The organism is Enterobacteriaceae endosymbiont of Macroplea mutica, assembly GCF_012571345.1.
Lineage (GTDB): Bacteria > Pseudomonadota > Gammaproteobacteria > Enterobacterales > Enterobacteriaceae.
Map to the genome: position 1 here is coordinate 138,855 of NZ_CP046218.1, position 22,688 is coordinate 161,542.

At 23.2% G+C, this 22,688-nt stretch carries 15 protein-coding genes and 1 pseudogene; 13 read left to right on the forward strand and 3 right to left on the reverse strand.

Annotated features, from left to right (window positions below; genetic code table 11):
* The first annotated feature begins 128 nt into the window (after positions 1-128).
* The 8 genes from rsmH (at position 129) to GJT87_RS00740 (ending at position 10,034) form a co-directional block, all read left to right on the forward strand.
* A complete protein-coding gene (gene rsmH / locus GJT87_RS00705) occupies positions 129-1,052 on the forward strand; it encodes a 16S rRNA (cytosine(1402)-N(4))-methyltransferase RsmH (RefSeq protein WP_168895514.1) in 924 nt (307 codons plus the stop codon).
* Between the two features lie 98 nt (positions 1,053-1,150).
* A complete protein-coding gene (locus tag GJT87_RS00710; protein ID WP_168895515.1) occupies positions 1,151-2,626 on the forward strand; it encodes a UDP-N-acetylmuramoyl-L-alanyl-D-glutamate--2,6-diaminopimelate ligase in 1,476 nt (491 codons plus the stop codon).
* A 20-nt stretch (positions 2,627-2,646) separates the two neighbouring features.
* Complete coding sequence (locus tag GJT87_RS00715) at positions 2,647-4,008, forward strand: UDP-N-acetylmuramoyl-tripeptide--D-alanyl-D-alanine ligase (protein ID WP_168895516.1); 1,362 nt, start codon at positions 2,647-2,649, stop codon at positions 4,006-4,008.
* 74 nt (positions 4,009-4,082) lie between these two features.
* Positions 4,083-5,093, forward strand: coding sequence for a phospho-N-acetylmuramoyl-pentapeptide-transferase (gene mraY, locus GJT87_RS00720; protein ID WP_168895517.1), 1,011 nt, complete (start codon positions 4,083-4,085; stop codon positions 5,091-5,093).
* Positions 5,094-5,119: 26 nt separating this feature from the next.
* Positions 5,120-6,430 (forward strand): UDP-N-acetylmuramoyl-L-alanine--D-glutamate ligase, encoded by a 1,311-nt coding sequence (gene murD, locus GJT87_RS00725; RefSeq protein WP_168895518.1) that lies wholly within the window; start codon positions 5,120-5,122, stop codon positions 6,428-6,430.
* A 77-nt stretch (positions 6,431-6,507) separates the two neighbouring features.
* Positions 6,508-7,563, forward strand: a complete 1,056-nt coding sequence (gene murG, locus GJT87_RS00730) for an undecaprenyldiphospho-muramoylpentapeptide beta-N-acetylglucosaminyltransferase (protein ID WP_168895519.1) — start codon at positions 6,508-6,510, stop codon at positions 7,561-7,563.
* Positions 7,564-7,605: 42 nt separating this feature from the next.
* Entirely contained in the window at positions 7,606-9,087 is a 1,482-nt protein-coding gene (gene murC, locus GJT87_RS00735) for a UDP-N-acetylmuramate--L-alanine ligase (RefSeq protein ID WP_168895520.1), read from the forward strand.
* A 26-nt stretch (positions 9,088-9,113) separates the two neighbouring features.
* Positions 9,114-10,034 carry a D-alanine--D-alanine ligase gene (locus GJT87_RS00740; RefSeq protein WP_168895521.1) on the forward strand — a complete coding sequence of 307 codons (921 nt, stop codon included), beginning with the start codon at positions 9,114-9,116 and terminating at the stop codon, positions 10,032-10,034.
* A 36-nt stretch (positions 10,035-10,070) separates the two neighbouring features.
* Here GJT87_RS00740 and GJT87_RS00745 read toward each other — a convergent pair whose 3' ends face one another.
* Positions 10,071-10,541, reverse strand: a complete 471-nt coding sequence (locus GJT87_RS00745) for a hypothetical protein (protein WP_168895522.1) — start codon at positions 10,539-10,541, stop codon at positions 10,071-10,073.
* Positions 10,542-10,661: 120 nt separating this feature from the next.
* Between GJT87_RS00745 and secA the strand changes: the two are divergent.
* Positions 10,662-13,130, forward strand: a pseudogene (gene secA, locus GJT87_RS00750) (preprotein translocase subunit SecA); the annotation flags it as partial.
* A 228-nt stretch (positions 13,131-13,358) separates the two neighbouring features.
* Here the strand turns inward: secA and dnaJ are convergent.
* Positions 13,359-14,474 carry a molecular chaperone DnaJ gene (gene dnaJ, locus GJT87_RS00755; protein ID WP_168895524.1) on the reverse strand — a complete coding sequence of 372 codons (1,116 nt, stop codon included), beginning with the start codon at positions 14,472-14,474 and terminating at the stop codon, positions 13,359-13,361.
* A 119-nt stretch (positions 14,475-14,593) separates the two neighbouring features.
* On the reverse strand, positions 14,594-16,513 hold the full coding sequence (gene dnaK, locus GJT87_RS00760; RefSeq protein ID WP_168895525.1) for a molecular chaperone DnaK: 1,920 nt from the start codon (positions 16,511-16,513) through the stop codon (positions 14,594-14,596).
* 304 nt (positions 16,514-16,817) lie between these two features.
* Here dnaK and GJT87_RS00765 point away from each other — a divergent pair, with 304 nt between their 5' ends.
* Genes GJT87_RS00765 through GJT87_RS00780 form a run of 4 tightly spaced genes read left to right on the forward strand, consistent with a single transcriptional unit; the run spans position 16,818 to position 22,683 of the window.
* Complete coding sequence (locus GJT87_RS00765; protein WP_168895526.1) at positions 16,818-18,323, forward strand: leucyl aminopeptidase; 1,506 nt, start codon at positions 16,818-16,820, stop codon at positions 18,321-18,323.
* Between the two features lie 38 nt (positions 18,324-18,361).
* Positions 18,362-21,199, forward strand: a complete 2,838-nt coding sequence (locus tag GJT87_RS00770) for a valine--tRNA ligase (protein WP_168895527.1) — start codon at positions 18,362-18,364, stop codon at positions 21,197-21,199.
* A 43-nt stretch (positions 21,200-21,242) separates the two neighbouring features.
* The gene (gene argF, locus GJT87_RS00775; RefSeq protein ID WP_168895528.1) at positions 21,243-22,253 is read left to right on the forward strand and encodes an ornithine carbamoyltransferase; all 1,011 of its coding nucleotides are present in this window, start codon (positions 21,243-21,245) and stop codon (positions 22,251-22,253) included.
* 43 nt (positions 22,254-22,296) lie between these two features.
* On the forward strand, positions 22,297-22,683 hold the full coding sequence (locus GJT87_RS00780) for a Rid family detoxifying hydrolase (protein WP_168895529.1): 387 nt from the start codon (positions 22,297-22,299) through the stop codon (positions 22,681-22,683).
* The last annotated feature ends 5 nt before the right edge of the window (positions 22,684-22,688 follow it).

Genomic DNA, 22,688 nt, shown 5'->3' on the forward strand with positions numbered 1-22,688 from the left:
TACCTATTGTTTATGAAAAATTTTATTATATAAGTAATATATAATTTTTATGTAAAAAATATATTTTACAAAAATAAATTTACTGAATATTATATACAAATACAATATATTAATAAACATATTTTGTCATGAGACATAAACCAGTTTTATTAAAAGAAATAATAAATTCTTTAAACATCAAAAAAAAAGGCACATATATAGATGCAACTTATGGATGTGGAGGACATACTAAAGAAATTCTAAAAAACTTAGGACCATTAGGAAAAGTTTATGCTATTGATTATGATTCTCAATCTATAGACAAATATAAAATTAATGATCAACGTGTTACTTATATAAATAAACAATTTTCTCATCTTAAAAAAATATGTTTAAAATATAATATTGTAAACAAAATAGATGGTATTATATTTGATTTAGGTATATCTTCTTATCAATTATATAATCCTATGAGAGGATTTTCATTTATGTCTCATGGTCCATTAGATATGAGAATAAATACAAAGCAAGGAATAACTGCTTATGATTTTTTAAAAAAAATAAAGTTAAAAAAATTATCTTATATATTAAAAGAATATGGAGAAGAAAAATTTCATAATAGAATAGCAAAAAAAATTAAACAATATATTATGTTTAATAAGTTAAATAACACGCATGATTTATCAAAATTAGTATGTTCTATTGTTAGATACAAATATAATAAACATCCTGCAACAAGAACTTTTCAAGCTATTAGAATTTATTTAAACAACGAATTAAAGGAATTGCATAAAGCTTTACAAAATACATTAGATATTTTAAAAATAGGTGGTATTTTGTCTGTTATTAGCTTTCATTCTCTTGAAGATAGAATTGTAAAAACATTTATGAAAAAATTTAGCAGTATAAATATATGTAATTTAAAAATACCTTTAAATAATACAGAACTAAAATATTTTTTTAGTCATACATGTCAACTAAAAATTATTAATAGAATTTTCCCTACAAAAATAGAAATTAATAATAATTATCAAGCGCGGAGTGCAATATTACGTATTGCACAAAAAATATAAATATTAATAAAAAATAATATTTGAATTACAAAGTTATATTATATAAAAATTTTATGTACAAAATTAAATAATATTAAATATTTTGGAAATACGATGATATGAATTTAAATGATTTGTTATCTGATTTTTTTTATATAAAAGAACAAAATATTTTTATACAAAATATGTGTATAAATAGTAAAAAAATATTAAATAATTGCTTATTTGTAGCATTAAAAGGACATCTTATAGATGGACAAGATTATATTAATGATGCAATTCTTAATGGCGCCGTTGCTGTTTTAACATATAATACCGATCGCTATAATAATTATGTCACATATATAAATTTAATACCAGTAATTCATATTAAAAACTTGCAATATCATTTATCAAGTATTGCTCATAAATTATATAAATCTAAAAACAGTAATATACCTATAATTGGGGTTACAGGAACTAATGGCAAAACAAGCGTAACAAATATTTTAATGCAATGGTTATATTTATTAAAACAAAACCCAACTATTTGTAGTACTATAGGTAATGGTTTTTATAATTCATTAGAATATACAAATAACACTACAGATTCTACCATTGACATACAATATAATATTAATAAATTTATTCAGAAAAAATCTAATGTTATTATACTTGAAGTATCTTCACACGGTATTAAACAACATAGAGTAAGAAATATAAATTTTACAACTGCTATTTTTACTAATTTAAGTCGTGATCATTTAGATTATCATAAAGATATGAGAGATTACGCCAATACTAAATGGTCTTTTATATCTCAATATAGTATTAATAATGTTATCATGAACATTGATGATGATATAGGCTTACAATGGTCGAAGCAATTACCAAATGCTATTTTAGTAACTACAAAACAAAATTTGATAAATAAACAAAAAAAATACTTTTTAGTAAAAAATATTAATTTTAAAACAGATACAACCATTATTCAATTTGAAACTACATGGGGAGCAGGAAAAATTAGTATAAATTTACTTGGATATTTTAATGTTATAAATATTATTTTAAGTTTGACAACATTATTATCTTTAAATTATACATTAGAAGACTTGTTATATACATCATATAAGTTAAAACCTGTATATGGTAGATTTAATATTATACAAAAAAATAATTGCCCTAAAATTATTATAGATTATGCTCATACACCTGATGCTTTAAAAAGTATATTACAAACTATAAAATTTTATTATAAAAGTACTATATGGTGTATTTTTGGTTGTGGCGGTGAAAGAGATCAAGGAAAACGTTCATTAATGGGGATTATAGCTAGTAGTTTAGCAAATTATATTATTATAACAAGTGATAACCCAAGAAATGAAAATATAAATGATATTATAAAAGATATTATTCAACAATGTTCTTTTAAAAAAAAATATATGTCTATAATAATAGATAGAAAAGAGGCAATACAGTATGCACTTACTAAAGCACACAAACAAGATGTTATACTGATTGCAGGTAAAGGTCATGAACAATATCAAATTATTGGTCATAAACATTATGTATATTCTGATTATGATATAGTTAATGATTACTATAAACAAAAATAAATTATTAGCGATTTGGATTTATGTATTTAAAAAAAATTGCCGCTATCATTCGCGGGAAACTTATTGGTAGTAATATTAAAATTAATAATTTTTCCATTAATAGTAAAAATATTAATAACAATTGTATATTTATTGCTATACATGGTAAATATTTTGACGGCCATAATTTTATTCTAGAAGCTATTAATAATGGTGCTAAAGCTCTTATTGTACATAAATATGTATCTGTATACATACCACAAATTATTGTTAATAACACTACTTTAAGTTTAGGTAAAATCAGTGCTTGGAAAAGATCTAAATATAAACATTGTATTATTGGTATTACAGGAACAACAGGGAAAACATCATTAAAAGAAATGATAGTATCTATACTACAAAAAAAATACAATATTTTATATACCATTGGTAATATGAATAATTATATAGGTGTGCCATTAACTTTACTAAAATTAAATAATAATTTTCAATATGCAGTTATTGAAATTGGAGGTAGTTCTTATAAAGAATTAGTATATCTTAGTAAGATAGTAAAACCAAATATTGCTATTATAAATAATATTGATATTGCTCATTTACAAGGTTTTAAAAACCTATTTACTATAATTTATAGTAAAAAACAAATTTTTTATTATACTAAACATGATGGTATTATCATTTTTAATGATGATGATGACAATCAAAAAAATATTACGAATAATATACATAATAAAACTATTATGAATTTTTCATTATATAATAAAAACGCGACTGTATATGCAAGTAATATTCAAATACAGGCTTATATTATAAAATTTTATTTACATGCATGGCAAAAAAAAATTTATATTCATTTAAATTTAATTGGTGGGCTACATCATATTAGTAATGCGTTAGCAGCCGCTACAATAATTATTGCTCTAAAGAATAATATGACATTACAAAATATTGCTAGTGGTTTAACAGATTTCCACCCGATTAAAGGTAGATTGTATCCTATTTTTATTAAAAAAAAACAAATTATTTTACATGATGCTTATAATGCTAATCCTAAATCAGTTTGTACTGCCATTAATATTTTAAAAAATATACCAGGATATAAAATTCTTGTTATTGGTGATATGTTAGAATTAGGGTCGCAAAGTAAATATTATCATATACAAATTGGTAAAATAATTTCTTCAGCACATTTAAATGTTGTATTTAGTATAGGTGAATACACTAAAAACATTATATATAACAATACATTCTATTCAAAACATTTTACAAGTTTTACTGATTTAATACATCAATTATTATGTATTTTAAAAAATCAAAAACATTATACCATCTTATTTAAAGGTTCTCATAAAAATAATATGGATACATTAATCAACATACTTTTAAAACAATTACCAAAATGATTATATATTTAGTACAATACTTATTTAGTATAAAATTAAATAATATTTTGATTAATTTATTTTTTAGATCATATATGAGTTTTATTACTTCTTTAATTATCGTTTTGTTTTTACTTCCAATTTTTATTAAATATACAAATTATAAACAAATATTTCAAGTTATTCGTCTTGATGGACCTGCCACACATTTAAATAAACATTGCATGCCTACTATGGGTGGTATTATTATATTATTATCTATTTTTTTTACTATTATCTTATGGGCTCATTTACGTAATTTATATATATGTTATATATTAATTATATTAGTATTATATGCTTGTATTGGTTTGATAGATGATTATTATAAATTTGTTTTACAAAATTCTACAGGATTATCAATTAAAAAAAAATTTTTTTCACAATCTTTAATTGCAATAATATTAAGTTTTTTTATTTATAAACATTATCAAACACAATTAGTATTACAAATATTTATTCCTTTTTATAAAAATATTTTATATCCTATAAATTATGTTACATATATAATAATTATATATCTTATTATTGTTGGATTAAGTAATGCAATTAATTTAACAGATGGTTTAGATGGTTTAGCAATTACTCCTACTATTTTTATATCTTTTGGTTTGACAATGTTATGTTATATAGTAGGTGATTTTAATCTTGCACAAAAATTTCATCTTGTTTATATTCCACATGTTTCAGAAATATCTATTGTTTGTTTTACAATAATAGGTTCTGGTTTAGGTTTTTTATGGTTTAATGCATATCCAGCCGCTATTTTTATGGGTGATATAGGTTCATTAACTATAGGTAGCATAATAGGATTAATTATTGTTTTACTAAAACAAGAATATTTATCTTTAATTATGTGTAGTACATTTATCATAGAAGCATTATCTGTAATCATGCAAGTATTAATATTTAAATTAAGAAAAAAACGTTGTTTCCTTATGGCGCCTATACATCATCATTTTGAATTAAAAGGATATCATGAATCACATATTGTAATACGTTTTTGGATTATTACGATTATATTAATTATAAATGTTTTTTTAATATTACAAATAAATCAACAATGACCAACAATGACCAACAATGACCAACAATGACCAACAATATAACATTAATTATAGGTTTAGGCACAACAGGACTCTCATGTATTAATTTTTTAATACAAAAAGGTATTATACCATATGTTATAGATCAAGATATAAATCCTATATATAAAAACCAAATACCTAAATTTATACCATATTGTTTTGGCATATTTAAGAAAAAATGGATTTTAAATGCCAAATTAATTATTATTAGTCCTGGTGTTTCTATTTTTCATCCTTTATTACAACAAGCTAAAAGATGCGGTATTAATATTATTGGTGATATCGAATTATTTTGTTTATATAATACCACACCAGTAGTTGCTATTACAGGTACTAATGGTAAAAGTACAATTATAAAAATCTTAAAACAAATTATTGATACATATAAATATAATATTGGTATCGGTGGTAATATAGGTTACCCTGCATTAAATTTACTATCTCAACCAAAAGATTTTTATATCTTAGAAATCTCTAGTTTTCAATTAGAAACTATAAAAAGTTTACAAGCATATATTGCGGTAATACTGAATATAACTGAAGATCATATAGATCGTTATCCTTTAGGTTTTTCCCAATATTGTTATTATAAATCACGTATTTATAATAATTCCCAAACTTGTATCTATAATATAGATGATATATACACATATCCTGTGCATTTTAATAAAAAAACAAAATACATTACTTTTGGTAAACATAATAACAGTATATATCAATTATTTTATTATAAAAATAATATGTATTTGAAAATAAAAAAAAAAATAATATTAAATTTTAATAAAACAAAGCTAATAGGTATACATAATTATCTTAATGCTTTAACAGTTATGTCTATAACTGACATATTAAATATCTCTAGACAACATGCTTTAAACATTATTAAAAATTTTACAAATAACCAACATACTTTACAAATTATTAGTAAAAAAAATAATGTTACATGGATTAATGATTCTAAATCTACAAATGTTTATAGTACTATAGCAGCATTAAAATCTTTATCAAATAAACAAAAAATTTGGTTATTGTTAGGTGGTTATGATAAAAACTGCAATTTATACTTATTAAAGGAATAYATCAATAAAAATAATATAATAGTATATTGTTTTGGGTTAGCTAGTCAAAAAATTTTGTCTGTGTGCCCACGAGCTATTAAAGTACAAAATATGTCAGAAGCTATAAAACAAATTTATCCTTTATTATGTAATAATGATGTAGTATTATTATCACCTGCATGTTCTAGTATTGATCAATTTAAAAATTTTAAACAGAGAGGTCAGCAATTTATAAATATAGTAAATTCTTTAATTTAATAAATATATATATTTAGATTTTTTTTGCAAAAATAGTTTTTAAATATAAAACATATATTATAATTATCAAATTAACAATGAAAAAAAAAATACTTATAGTAGCAGGAGGTACTGGTGGACATATTTATCCTGCTTTAAATATAGCATCAAAATTAATAACTCAAGGATGGGAAGTAAGATGGTTGGGTTCTGCTAATAGAATGGAAGAATATATTATTCCTGCACGAGGTATAAAAATTTATCTTATGAATTTTTCAAAATCTAAAAAAATAAATTTTTTTTCTAAAATATGGATAATAGTAACATTATGTAAAATAATTTTCCAATCTCTTAAAATTTATCAACATTATAAACCTAACATAGTTTTAACTATGGGCAGTTATATTACTGGTCCTAGTGGTATTGCAGCATGGTTATATAGAATTCCTTTAATTATACATGAACAAAATAGTATTGCAGGTCATACGAATAAAATATTATCTTATTTTGCTATGAAAACGTTAATAGCATATCCAAATACATTTCAAAAAGCTATTTTAGTCGGCAATCCTATTAATCATAATATTATCCAATTATCAATATATAAAAGATCTATTGTAAAAATACATACACCAATACGTTTATTAATTACAGGAGGTAGTCAAGGATCCAAAGTAATTAATAATATTGGGGTACAAATAGCACATATTTTAAAAAATAAAGTTTCTATTTTACATCAAGTTGGATATGATAATATCATTACAGTATTAGATCAATATAAAAAAAATACAGTTAATAATGTGGTTGTAAAATCACATATTCAAAATATGTATAAGGCATATAAATGGGCTGATATTATTATTTGTAGATCAGGAGCTATGACTGTTAGCGAAATTATTGCTATAGGATTACCTGCTATTTTTATTCCTTATCCGCATAAAGATCGTCAGCAATATTATAATGCCGTAAAATTACAAAAAATTGGTATTGCAACTATCTTTGAACAAAATAATATCGATATAAAACAAATCATACATATTATTTTATCTTTAAATAAAAAAAAAATACTAAAAACATTAGCACAAACATACAAATTATTTATATATAATTCTTTAAATTTGATTTGTAACGAAATTAATAATGTTTTGTACTAATATCAATAATATAATTATTAACATGCTTTATATAAAAGTATTATGAAAATCAAAAATAAAAATAATAATAAACATATTATGTTTTCTAATTATAATAATGTACGATCAATATATTTTATAGGTATTGGTGGTATAGGAATGTGTGGTATTGCAAAAATTTTACTACAATTAGGATATCAGATTAGCGGTTCTGACTTGATTATGAATATAAGAATGCAAGAACTAATTTTATTAGGTGCTAAAATATATTTAGGACATAATAATTTTAGTAAGATAAAAAATATGGATGTAATAGTATTTTCTACAGCTATTAAATTTAATAATCCAGAATTAGTATTTGCTAAACAAAATAATATATTAGTATTACATAGAGCTGTAATATTAGCAGATTTAATGCAATGTTATTATAGTCTGATTGTATCTGGGACACATGGCAAAACTACTACGACGGCTATGATTATTGAAATATTTTTGTTTTTGCAAAAAAATCCTACATTTGTTAATGGAGGTGTTTTAAAAAAAACAAATTTATATGCTAATTTAGGTACAGATAAATATTTTATTACAGAAGCAGATGAAAGCGATAAATCATTTTTATCTTTTAATCCTATAGTTAATCTAACTACAAATATAGATTTTGAACATTTAGAATATTATCAAAACAATATTAATGTATTAAAAGATAATTTTGTAACATTTTTTAATAAAGTACCATTTTATGGTTGTAATATACTATGTATAGATAATGTCCATATTCGTCATTTACTAAAAGAACAACGTATACACAAACATGTTATTACATATGGTTTCCATAAATCAGCCACTATACAAATATATAATTATATACAAAACAATCACAAATGCACATTTAATGTCATTCATAAAACATATAATAACAATAACAATATATTTCAATTAACATTAAATATTCCTGGAAAACATAATGCTTTAAATGCAACTGCATCATTTGCATTAGCTAGATATATGAATTTTGATACATATAATATTATTCATGCCTTGCAACAATATTCAGGAGTAAAAAGAAGATATGATATTATAGGAGAATATACTATTAATCAAAATAATAATAAACAATATATTAAAATTATGGATGATTACGGACATCATCCTACAGAGATTAATAATACAATCAAAACTATACGTCAACATTGGCCACAATATCATTTAATAATGGTTTTTCAACCTCATAAATATTCTAGAATACATAATTTATTAGATGATTTTATAAAAATTTTAGCTAAAGTAGATACATTATTCATATTAAGTGTATATTCAGCAGGTGAAAAGTATTTAGAAACAGCGAATAGTAATATCATTTATAAAAAAATAAAAAAGTTAAAGAAAACAAACATATTTTTAGGAAAATGGAACAATTATAATGATATGATTAAAGAAATATATTCAACACTTTTTAAACAAAATATATTATTATTTCAAGGAGCAGGAGATATTAATAATCTTTCTTCATTACTTATACAAAATAAATTTAATCGTACAAATTAATTTTTTATAAAAAACTATATTATATTATGACTAAAAAAATAGCAGTATTATTTGGCGGTAGTTCTTTAGAAAGAGAAATATCGTTAAAAACAGGCAAAAGAATTTTAAGTGCATTACATAAATTACAAATTAATGCACATGGTTTAGATCTTAAAACTTTTCCTATATTTTTATTAAAAAATTATGGTTTCACTGATGTTTTTATAGCAGTACATGGTAAAGGTGGTGAAGATGGCACGCTACAAAGCATCTTGGATTATATGAAATTACCATATACTGGTAGTAGAATGCTTCCTTCAGCTATTGCTATGAATAAACATATTACTAAGATGATATGGAAAGCTCATCAATTACCAATATATCCTCATTTTATAGTACAAATACAAAATTTTAGAAAATCTAATTTTAATAACATTAACAAACAATGCTTACAATTAACATTACCATGTATTATTAAACCTAATGGCATAGGATCTAGTATTGGTGTTGTTAAAATTAATCATATTGATGATCTTATACCAGAAATAGAAATTGCATTACAATATAGTAGTGAAATATTAATTGAACAATATATTATAGGTACTGAATATACTGTAAGCATATTAAAAAATTTTACATTACCTGTAATAAAAATTACACCCCAAGATAATTTTTATAATTATTATAATAAATATTATAATAATAATAATCAATATTTTTGTCCTAGTGGATTAAGTCCTAATAAGGAAAATGAACTATCAAAATTAGCTTTAAAAGCATGGCAAGTTTTAGGATGTGAAGGATGGGGTCGCATAGATGTTATTATGAATCAACAAGGACATTTTTATTTATTAGAAGTTAATACAATTCCTGGTATGACTAAAAAAAGCTTATATCCACAGTCTGCAAAACAATATGGTTTATCTTTTGAAAAATTAATTTTAACTATTCTAGGTACAGCTAGATAATACTATTACATTTCTATGGGATAAAGTTGTATAATATTATTTTTTTACTAACAAAACAAATTTGTTTATAATATTTTTTAACTTATAAGAACTTTTTGTAGCTAGTTTTAATAATAATTTTTTACTGTATGGACTAAGATATTGCTGATATATATTTGAAGAATAACATTGTTGTCGCATAAACATTTTTGGATTAATAATAAATTTAATATCTTTTAAAATAAGTAATATTGTTTTTCTTATAAAGAATATGAGATTAGTTTTTAAAGACATAAAATTTATCATACAACTAGAACTAGCAATTTCAATATATAGAATATTATTTTGTAAATTTTTTACACTATATAAATGAGATAATTGTTTTGGTACTTTATTTTTTAAAAGTTGTTCAATTTTTACTAAAAAACTTACATGTATTTGTAATTTTACTAAAATTTTTATACTACTAGGATAAGAACTATATAATTTAAAAATTTTGTTAATCGATAATAGTTTATTATTTCTCATAAAAATGTTTATCCGATATTTTAATAAAAATAATTTAAATCATTTTTATATATTTTAAATTATAAATTAATTTATACAATAAATTTTATTTATTATCATTATTAATTTAAGAGTGTTTATATGTTAACTAAATTATTAATTAAAGTTTTTGGAAATAGTAATAAAAATGTTTTACAACGTTTGCAAAAAATAGTCAATACAATAAATAATATGGAAAAACAATTTTCTCAATTAACAGATCTAGATTTAAAAAACAAAAAAACATATTTTAAAGAGAAATTAAAACAAAATTTTTCTTTAGAAGATATTTTACCAGAAGCCTTCGCTACAGTAAGAGAAGCAAGTAAAAGAGTTTTTGGTATGAGACATTTTGATGTGCAATTATTAGGTGGAATAGTATTACATAATAATTGTATTGCTGAAATGCGTACAGGAGAAGGGAAGACATTAACTGCAACCTTGCCATCTTATTTAAACGCATTAACCGGTAACGGAGTACATATAGTAACTATTAATGATTATTTGGCAAAAAGGGATGCATCTAATCATAAAATCTTATTTAAATTTTTAGATTTAACAGTTGGTATAAATATATCAGGAATGTCATTAAAAGAAAAACGTCAATCATATAATGCTGATATAACATATGGTACTAATAATGAATATGGCTTTGATTTTCTTAGAGATAATATGGTATTACATTATAAAGATAAAGTACAACGTAAATTAAATTTTGCTATTATTGATGAAGTAGATTCTATACTGATTGATGAAGCTCGTACACCTTTAATTATCTCTGGCCCTGCAAAAAATAATATTGATATATATTATCAAATTAATAATATTATATCTAATTTAATACAACAAGATAATGAATATGCTTCATATGGACATTATTTTATAGATGAAAAAGATAAACAAGTTTATTTAACAGAAGATGGTTTAATTTTTTTAGAACAAATATTAGAACAAAAAAAAATATTAAAGTATGGAGAAACTTTATATTCTAGTTCTAATATTATTTTAATACATCATATTATAGCTGCATTAAGAGCTCATAAATTATTTACTAAAAATATTGATTATATTGTTAAAAATAATAAAATAATTATTGTTGATGAACATACAGGACGTCTAATGTCGGGTAGACGTTGGTCAGATGGTTTACATCAAGCCATTGAAGCAAAAGAAAATGTTAATATCCATAATGAAAATCATACTTTAGCTTCTATTACTTTCCAGAATTTTTTTCGTTTATACAATAAATTATCTGGTATGACAGGAACAGCTAAAACTGAAGAAACAGAATTTCAAGAAATATATAAATTAAATACTATTATTATACCAACTAATAAACCTATGATTCGAAAAGATTTACCTGATCTAATTTATTTAACAGAAAAAGAAAAAATTAATGCTATTATTAAAGATATAATAACTAAATATAATTTAGGCCAACCTGTTTTAGTAGGTACTATTTCAATTGAAAAATCAGAAATGATTGCACATGAGTTAAAAAAAAAAAATATCCCACATAATATTTTAAATGCTAAATATCATGCTAAAGAAGCAGAAATTATTGCACAAGCTGGACAAATAAAAACAGTAACTATTGCAACTAATATGGCAGGACGTGGTACTGATATTGTATTAGGAGGAAATATATTATATGAAAAACATATAACTCCTGTAATGGAATTTACAAAAAATCAATTAGTATGGCAAAAAAAACACAACGAAGTATTATCTTTAGGTGGTTTATATGTTATTGGAACAGAAAGACACGAATCAAGAAGGATTGATAATCAATTAAGAGGACGATCTGGCCGTCAAGGAGATTATGGATCATCTAGATTTTATTTATCTCTAGAAGATTCTTTAATACGTCTTTTTGCACCTAAAAATATTATTAATATTTTAACAAAATTAGGCATTAGAAAAAATGAAGCTATTGAACATCCTTGGCTTACTAAAATAATTGAAAAAGCACAAAAAAAAGTTGAACAATATAATTTTGATATACGTAAACAATTATTAGAATATGATAATATTATTAATGAACAGCGTATGGTTATTTATAAACAACGTAATACATTATTACAACAATCTGATCTCAATATAATAATTAATAATTTCAGAAAAGATATATATAGTAATATTATAAATAACTATATTAAATCTAATACTTTTTCAAAAAAAATGTGGAAAATCAAACAATTAATTAAATACTTTTTTAAAAAATATCAAATTATGTTACCCATAAATAAATGGATAGATAATAATACTATTCTAAATAAAGATCAATTATTAAAAAAAATAATGATTTTTACCATCAGAATATATAATATACAAAAAATAACAGTTGATATGCATCAAATACAAGAATTAGAAAAAAATATCGCAATATCTATATTAGATAATTTATGGAAAGAACACTTATTATTATTAGATTATTTACGCCAAAGTATTCACTTAAGAGGTTATGCTCAAAAAGATCCAAAACAAGAATATAAAAGAGAAGCTTTTTATATGTTTAATAAAATGCTATATATATTTAAACAAGAAGTACTTATTAGTCTTAGTAAAATTACATTCATGCCCTATAATAATTAATTATATTCTTAATATGTATATTATAATATAGAATTATAATAAGTACTATTTTTTATATAATAGATATATTTTTTAAAAAAAATAAATGTTTATGTTGATATAACAGTTATAAAATATAATTTATCTTATAAATATAAAAAATAACCACTCCTTTTAGAGGATATAAGAAAAAATATGATTTGTTATATCCTCTGTAAGTATGTCTTACATATTCAAATTTATAAAAAAAAGTTTAATATTTTGTAAAAATTTTTTAATTTTAGGATAATAAATATTACTTAATGTATTATTAAGCATACTTTGTTCTAAATTATGTAATATATTTTTTTGGACATGATTTAAATTAATAGGAGTTTCTACTTTTATGGTGCATAATAAATCTCCTATCACACCATTTTTAATAGATCTAATGCCTTTATTACGTATTCTAAATACTTTACCCGTTTGTGTTTCTGGTGGTATTTTAATTTTTATTATACCATTAATAGTTGGCACATCTATTTCACCACCTAATGCTGCAGTCGTAAAACTTATAGGTAATATACAACTTAAATTATTTTCTTCCCGTACAAATAAAAAATGTTTTAAAATGCGAATTTCTATATATAAATCTCCAGCAGCAAAGGTTGCATTATTTGCTGCTTCACCTTCTCCATGTAATCTAATACGATCACCAGTATTAATTCCTGATGGTATTTTTACTGATAATTTTTTATGTACTTCAATTTTGCCTTTCCCAGTACAAGAAAAACAAATATTTTTAATAAATGATCCTTTCCCATGGCACTTAGGACAAGTTTGCTGTACTGTAAAAAATCCTTGACTCATATGTATTTGACCTTGCCCATGACAAGTATAACATTGTTGCAATGGTCCTCTAGATCCAGTTCCTTCACAATATGTACAATTTTTTAAAAAAGGTACTTGTATTTCTTTAATAACACCTTGAATGGATTCTTCTAATGAAATATTTATAATATATTGTAAATCTGCTCCTCTAGTAGTTTTATTAGTTCTGCTATTACCAAAAATATCACCAAAAACATCACCAAAAATATCACTAAAATCTGTTGTTGTAGTAGCGTTACCATCTTGTTCAAAAGCAGCATGACCATATTGATCATATGCAGCTCTTTTTTTAGCATCACTTAAAATTTCATAAGCTTGTTTAATTTCTTTAAATTTATCTTCAGCATTTTTATCACCAGGATTACGATCTGGATGAAATTTTATAGCTAAACGTTTATATGCTTTTTTCACCTCTGTTTCTGTTGCATTTTTATTAATATTTAAAATATCATAATAATCTTTTTTTACCATAATGTACTACTCTATTTTATCATCTTATTAATTATAATACCGAATACTAACATTACATAATATTATAAACGGTATTATATTATTAATAATATGTTTATTATCATTACTTGTATATAGTATTATTGTTTCTTATCTTTAATTTCTTCAAATTCTGCATCTACAACATTATTATCTTGATTAGTTGTTTTATTTGYTGTGGAATTATCATTATTAGTTTGATTAGTATTATTTTTAGTTAAATTCATAATTTTGCTAGATGCTTCAATTAATAATTGTATATTTTTTTGTATATCATCTTTATTTTCGTTTTTTAATGCAATTTCTAATTTTTGAATAGCTGTATTAATAGTTGTTCTATCTTGTTCTGTAATTTGATTTAATACTTCATTCATTTTTTTTTTCGTACTATGTATTAATTGATCACCTTCATTACGTATTTTAACTAATGCTTCAAATTGGCGATCAGTTTCTGTATTCATTTCTGCGTCTCTAATCATTTTGGCTACTTCATTTTCATCTAAACCAGATGATGCTTTGATTGTAATATTTTGCTCTTTACCACTGTTTTTATCTTTAGCAGAAACATGCAAAATACCATCTGCATCTATATCGAAAGTTACTTCTATTTGTGGTATACCTCTTGGTGCAGGACTAATACCATCTAGGTTAAATTGTCCTAAAGATTTGTTATCTCTTGCTCTTTTGCGTTCACCTTGTACAACATGTATTGTAACTGCTGATTGATTATCTTCTGCAGTAGAAAATATTTGACTATGTTTCGTAGGAATTGTGGTATTTTTATTAATAAGTACTGTCATAACACCACCCATAGTTTCTATACCTAATGATAATGGGGTTACATCTAATAAAAGTACATCTTTAACATCACCAGATAATACTCCGCCTTGTATAGCAGCACCAATAGCAACAGCTTCATCAGGATTAATATCTCTTCTTGGTTCTTTACCAAAAAAATCAGTTACTTTTTTTTGCACCATAGGCATACGAGTTTGGCCGCCTACTAAAATAATATCATTAATATTAGAAATAGATAAATTTGCATCTTTTAAAGCAATTTTTAATGGATCAATAGATTTATCTATTAAATCTTCTACTAAAGATTCTAGTTTAGCTCTTGTAAGTTTGATGTTTAAATGTTTAGGACCGGAAGAATCAGCTGTAATATATGGTAAATTCACATCTGTTTGTTGTGCAGATGATAATTCAATCTTAGCTTTTTCAGATGTTTCTTTTAATCTTTGCATAGCTAAAGGATCATTTTGTAAATCAATACCTTGATCTTTTTTAAATTCTGTTACTAGATAATTAATAATTCTACTATCAAAATCTTCTCCACCTAAATGAGTATCACCATTTGTTGCTAAAACTTCAAAAGTTTTTTCACCATCAACATCATCTATTTCAATAATCGAAATATCAAAAGTACCACCTCCTAAATCATATACTGCAATAGTTTTATTACCTTTTTCTTTATCTAATCCATATGCTAAAGCTGCAGCAGTAGGTTCATTAATAATACGTTTAACTTCTAAACCAGCAATTTTACCTGCATCTTTGGTAGCTTGACGTTGTGCATCATTAAAATAAGCGGGTACTGTAATAACAGCAGCATTTATTTTAGATCCTAAAAAATCTTCAGCTGTTTTTTTCATTTTTTTCAAAATTTCTGCTGAAATTTGTGGTGGTGCCATTTTTTTACCTTGCACATCAATCCATGCATCTCCATTATTAGACTGTACAATTTTATATGGCATAATTTTTATATCTCTTTGCACTTCCTCATCATTAAAACGTCTACCAATTAATCTTTTTATCGCAAAAAGAGTATTTTGTGGATTAGTAATTGCTTGTCTTTTGGCTGGTTGTCCTACTAAAATTTCACCATCTTTTGTATAAGCAATAATTGATGGTGTTGTTCTATCGCCTTCAGCATTTTCTAATACACGAGGTTTATTACCATCTATAATTGCTACACAAGAATTTGTAGTACCTAAATCTATACCGATTATTTTACTCATAGTTATATTTCCTTAATGAAATACTTAAAGTATAAAATATATATAACAAATATAAAAAAACATTTTTTAGTATATAAAATTACTTAATTACAAGGAGATGGGGACATCATATTGATGCATCAAGGGTATTATACATATTTTTTTTAAAAAAAATATATGTTTAATTATAAACAGAATATGATAAATATATATTATTAGTTCGCATCACACTTCTTTGAAATAAAAAATAAAAATTTTTCTTAATTTAAAAAATAATTAATATATAATTAATATTCGATATTATTAATATGTTAAAGAGTGTTTTATGCAATTCTTTGTGGAAAATAATTTTGATACAACAAAATATTTTGATTGTATTGTTATTGGTTTACATCATAAATATATTATGCCAGATATCACAAAAAAAATTAATGATATTTCTGAAAATTATATATTAACCATATTAAAAAATAATAATTTTAATGGCAAAACAAATCAAATGATCGTATTATATAATGTACCTAATGTTTTAGCTAAAAAAATTATTATTATAGGTTGTGGTTGTTTAAAAAAAATAAGTAGAATAGTATATCATAAAATTATTATGAATGTTATTCAGTATGCAAAACAACATGATGACATAAAAGAAATATTTTGGAGTATCACTGATTTATATATACATGATAACAATTATTATTGGAATATTAGAGATATAATAAATATTATTGGAGATAATACATATATTTTTACTAAATTTAAACGTATTAAAAAATATTATTTAACAAAAAATTTTTTTTATATTTCTAGTATRAGTGATTATACTGTATATAACGCTTTAAAACATGGCGTTGCTATAAATCAAGGTCAAATACAGGCTAAAAATTTAGCTAATTTACCACCTAATATATGTCATCCTAAATATTTAGCAGAACAAGCTTTTAAATTATCACAAATCTTTCCAGATAAATTTACTATCGAAATAGTAGATGAGAATATGATGGAAAAATTAAGTATGAATGCTTACTTATCTGTAAGTAATGGTAGTCAACATAAAGCATATATGTCTGTTATGAAGTATAAACATCATCACTCTATGCAACCTATTGTGCTCGTAGGTAAAGGATTAACATTTGATTCTGGAGGTATATCTTTAAAACCAAGTTTCGGCATGCATGAAATGAAGTATGATATGTGCGGAGCAGCTGCTGTATATGGCGTCATGTATGCAATAGCGAAATTAGAATTACCATTAAATGTGATTGGCATTATGGCCGGATGTGAAAATATGCCAGGTAGTTTGGCATTACGTCCAGGTGATGTTATTAAAACTATGTCTGGGATCACTGTAGAAGTAAAAAATACTGATGCAGAAGGCAGGCTAGTTTTATGTGATGTTTTAACTTATATATTAAAATATAAACCTAATATAGTTATTGATATAGCAACTTTAACAGGAGCTTGTGTAATAGCATTAGGTAATAATATTAGTGGTTTAATGTCTAATAATAGTCAATTATCTCGTGATATATATCAATCTTCTATAGAAGTTATGAATGATAGAGTATGGTCTTTACCTATTGATGATTTTTATTATGATAAACAGTTGCATTCTAGTATAGCTGATATTTCTAATATTAGCATAAATAATGCAGGTTCAGTTATTACAGCAGCATGTTTTTTAGCTAAATTTACATCTCAATATAAATGGGCTCATATAGATATTGCAGGTACTGCATGGACCTATGATAAATACAAACAAGCTATAGCTACAGGTAGGCCAGTTAATATGTTATGTCAATTTTTAATCAATAATATTAATTTTAAAAAATAATACATACTACTATTTTAATAAATAATAGGATATTTATCATGGATAAAATCTATAATCCTAATAGTTTTGAAAAAAAAATTTATGTTTTTTGGGAAAAAAATAAATTTTTCCAACAGAAAATTAATTTATCTAAAAAGCATTTTTCTATTATGGTGCCACCACCAAATATTACTGGTTTTTTACATATGGGACATGCATTACAATATAGTATTATCGATATAATAATTCGTTATCAAAGAATGTTACAAAAAAATATTTTATGTCAAGTTGGAATTGATCATGCTGGAATAGCGACACAAAATTTAATAGAACAAGAAATTTTATTAAATACTGGCAAAACGAAACAACATTATAATAAAAAGTATTTTTTAGAAAAAGCAAAGTTATGGAAAAACAAATATAGTGATATTATTATTAAACAAATGAAACGCTTAGGATTATCAGCAAATTGGGATAACATTCGTTTTACTATGGATGAACATTTTTCTCAATCTGTTACAAATATTTTTATAACTTTATATAAAGCAGGATTAATATATCAGAAAGAAAGATTAATACATTGGGATACCACGTTACAAACTGTAATATCTGATTTAGAAGTAGAACATCGTTCTATGAAAACAAATATTTGGCATCTTAAATATTTATTACATAATAAATTAACAACTATTAATGATAAAAATTACTTGGTTATCGCTACAACTAGACCAGAAACATTATTAGCTGATACTGCTATTGCAGTAAATCCACAAGATGAAAGGTATAAACATCTTGTTGGTAAATATGTATTAGTACCTATTATTAATAGGAAAATTCCTATTATTAGTGATAATCATGCAAAAATATCTAAAGGTACTGGTTGTGTAAAAATTAGTCCAGCACATGATTTTGATGATTATAAGATAGCCGTTAAACATAATTTACCTGTAATAAAATTATTTGATAAACAAGGGCACATATTAGATCGATATCAAATATTTACTATACTAGGGCATCCAATAAATAGTAATGATGAACCAATACCATCTATATTACGTAATATACATTATTTAAAAGCTAGAAATATCATTATAAAATTATTAAAACAAAAAAAATTATTAAAAGGTCATTATACAGAATATCGATTAATACCATATAATATGCGTAATAATACTGTGATTTTACCTATGTTGACAAAACAATGGTATTTAAATGTAAAAAATTTGGCGAAACAAGCAATTCATGCTATAAAAACTAAACAAATTGAATTTATTCCTACAAAATATGAAAATATGTTTTTTTCATGGATGTATAATATACAGGATTGGTGTATCTCTAGACAATTATGGTGGGGACACAGATTACCAGTATGGTATGATTGTGATCATAATATTTATGTGGGTCAAAATATTACAGACATTAAAAAACAATATTTCTTACAAGATGATATTATCTTAAAACAAGATACTGATGTCTTGGATACTTGGTTTTCTTCTAGTTTATGGACATTTATAACATTAGGATGGCCTGATAACAAACAATATATGAAATTATTTCATCCTACCAATATTATAGTTAGTGGTTTTGATATTATATTTTTTTGGATTGCTAGAATGATAATGATGACTATGTATTTTGTAAAAGATCATGATATTGCACAAGTACCTTTCAAAAAGGTTTTAATGACAGGACTAGTGCGAGATTCACAAGGAAATAAAATGTCTAAATCTAAAGGTAATATTATTGATCCAATTAATTTAATGGAAAGTAATAATATTTTTTATGGAAACAAGATAAAACAAAATTGTATAAATAATATACAAGGAAAATGTATAAATATACAAAATAATAAGAAATTACATAGTTATGGCGCAGATGCAATTCGATTTACTTTAGCTGCTCTATCAGTTACAGGACGTGATATATATTGGGATATTACACGTTTAGATGGATATCGTAATTTTTGTAATAAAATTTGGAATGCTAGTATTTTTATTTTTAAACATATTAATTATGAATTAATATATTATAAATCTGCATTATCTATTGCTGATCAATGGATTATTTCAGAATATAATACATTAGTACTAGTTTATACCAAAGCATTAAAAAAATATCGTTTTGATACAGCGGCTAATCTTTTATATAATTTTATTTGGAATAAATTTTGTGATTGGTATTTAGAATATGTAAAATATTTTTTACAAACCATAAAAAATAATATTCAACATAGTACACATTATACAATGTATTATGTTTTTGAATCTTTATTACGTTTATCGCATCCTATGTTACCATTCATTACTGAAGTTATATGGCAAAAAATACAGTATCAAAAAGATGATATTGATCAATATAGTACTAGTATTTTAGTACAATCATTTCCAAAGTATAATACTTTAGATATACATAATAAAGCTGTTTATATTTTTCGTTTTTTTATTAAATTAATAAGCGTAATACGTCAGAATAAAATAGATATGAATATAAAACAACCAGTCGATTTATATATCTTTAATATACATAAAAAAATACAAGATTTTATAAAAGTAAATTTAAATATTATAAAAAAAATTTTAAATTTACAGAATATTATTCTTTTAGCAAGCGATGCTTCTTTGCCAAATAAATCATTTACATTTTGTATTGAAGAAATAATATTTGCTATTCCTTTAAATTCTTTTTTAATAGATAAGAAATTTTTAATACAACAATTAAAAAAAAAAATATCTAATAATCAAAAAATAATAGATAAAATCAGTAATAATATTAAAAATCATGATTTTATTAATAAGGCTCCCAAAAAAATTATAGAAGAATATAATATAAAATTATCTTTTTGTAGACAAAAAAAAAAGGAGCTTAATGATAAATATAATTTTATAAAACACATATAATTGCTATATATTTTATATATAATTTTTTATTTTAGGTAAAAATATGCACATTTTATATCAAAAAAATATTTTACATATATCTAATTTAACTAAAAAAACAATTTTTAATATTATTGAACTTGCCACAAAAATGAAAATAGAAAAAAAACTATATAAAGAAAAAAAAAGATTATGCAATAAAAATATTCTATTAATTTTTGAACAAAATTCTACGCGGACAAGATGTTCTTTTGAAATAGCTTGTTTTGATCAAGGAGCAAATGTTACTTTTTTAAATGTACAAAATACACATATGGGATATAAAGAAACAATACAAGATACAGCAGTAATTTTGAGTCATATGTATGATGGCATACAATATAGAGGAACACAAAAAAACATAGAAATATTATCACAATATTCTATTGTGCCCATTTGGAATGGTTTAACAGAAATATCTCATCCCACACAAATATTAGCAGATTTATTAACTATACGTGAATGTTTACCAAATAAAAATTTAGAAGATATTGTACTCACATATATAGGAGATATATACAATAATATATCTATGAGTTTAATAGAAGCGGCACAAATTATAGGTTTTAAATTAAATTTAATAACTTCTCAATTTTTTTTAAAACAACAAAAATATTTTTTTTTAAAGAAAAAAATTAATTTTTACAGTAATATTATTATTACCTATGATATTAACCATATCAAAAATACTGATATAATTTATACAGATGTTTGGTTATCTATGGGAGAATCAACTGAATTGTGGGAACAAAAAATAACTAATTTATATAAATACCAAATTAATAAAAAATTATTATTAAAAAGTGAAAATGATAATATCAAAATCATGCATTGTTTGCCAGCATATCACGTTTATGACCATTATAAAAATATTATTGATAACAAAATAATATCTCGTTTAAAATTATTTGATGGTTTAGAAATTACAGACGAAATTTTTACATCTTATAATAGTATTATATTACAACAAGCTATAAACAAAATACATATTGTAAAAGCTATTATGATATTAACACTTAATAAAAATAATAATTAAAAAAATAATTTACTTTTTACATAAAAATTACAGGATAGATAATATGTGCAAAATAATTAATACTATACAAGCTCCTTTACCTATTGGTCCTTATGCTCAAGGCATTGTATCTAATAATATGATTATAACTTCAGGACAAATACCAATTAATCCGCAAACTGGCATGATTTCTAGTGACATAAAAGAACAAACTGTACAAGTTTTAAAGAATATTAAAGCTATAATAACAGCTGCAAAATTTACTATAAAAGATATAGTTAAAACTACTATTTTTGTAAAAAACTTAGATCATCTAAAAATAATTAATATTATCTATGCTAATTTTTTTTTACAGTATGTAACTACATATCCAGCAAGAACATGCTTAGAAATTTCTAATTTGCCTAATAATGTAGAAATTGAAATAGAAGCTATAGCTATAAAACAATAATACAT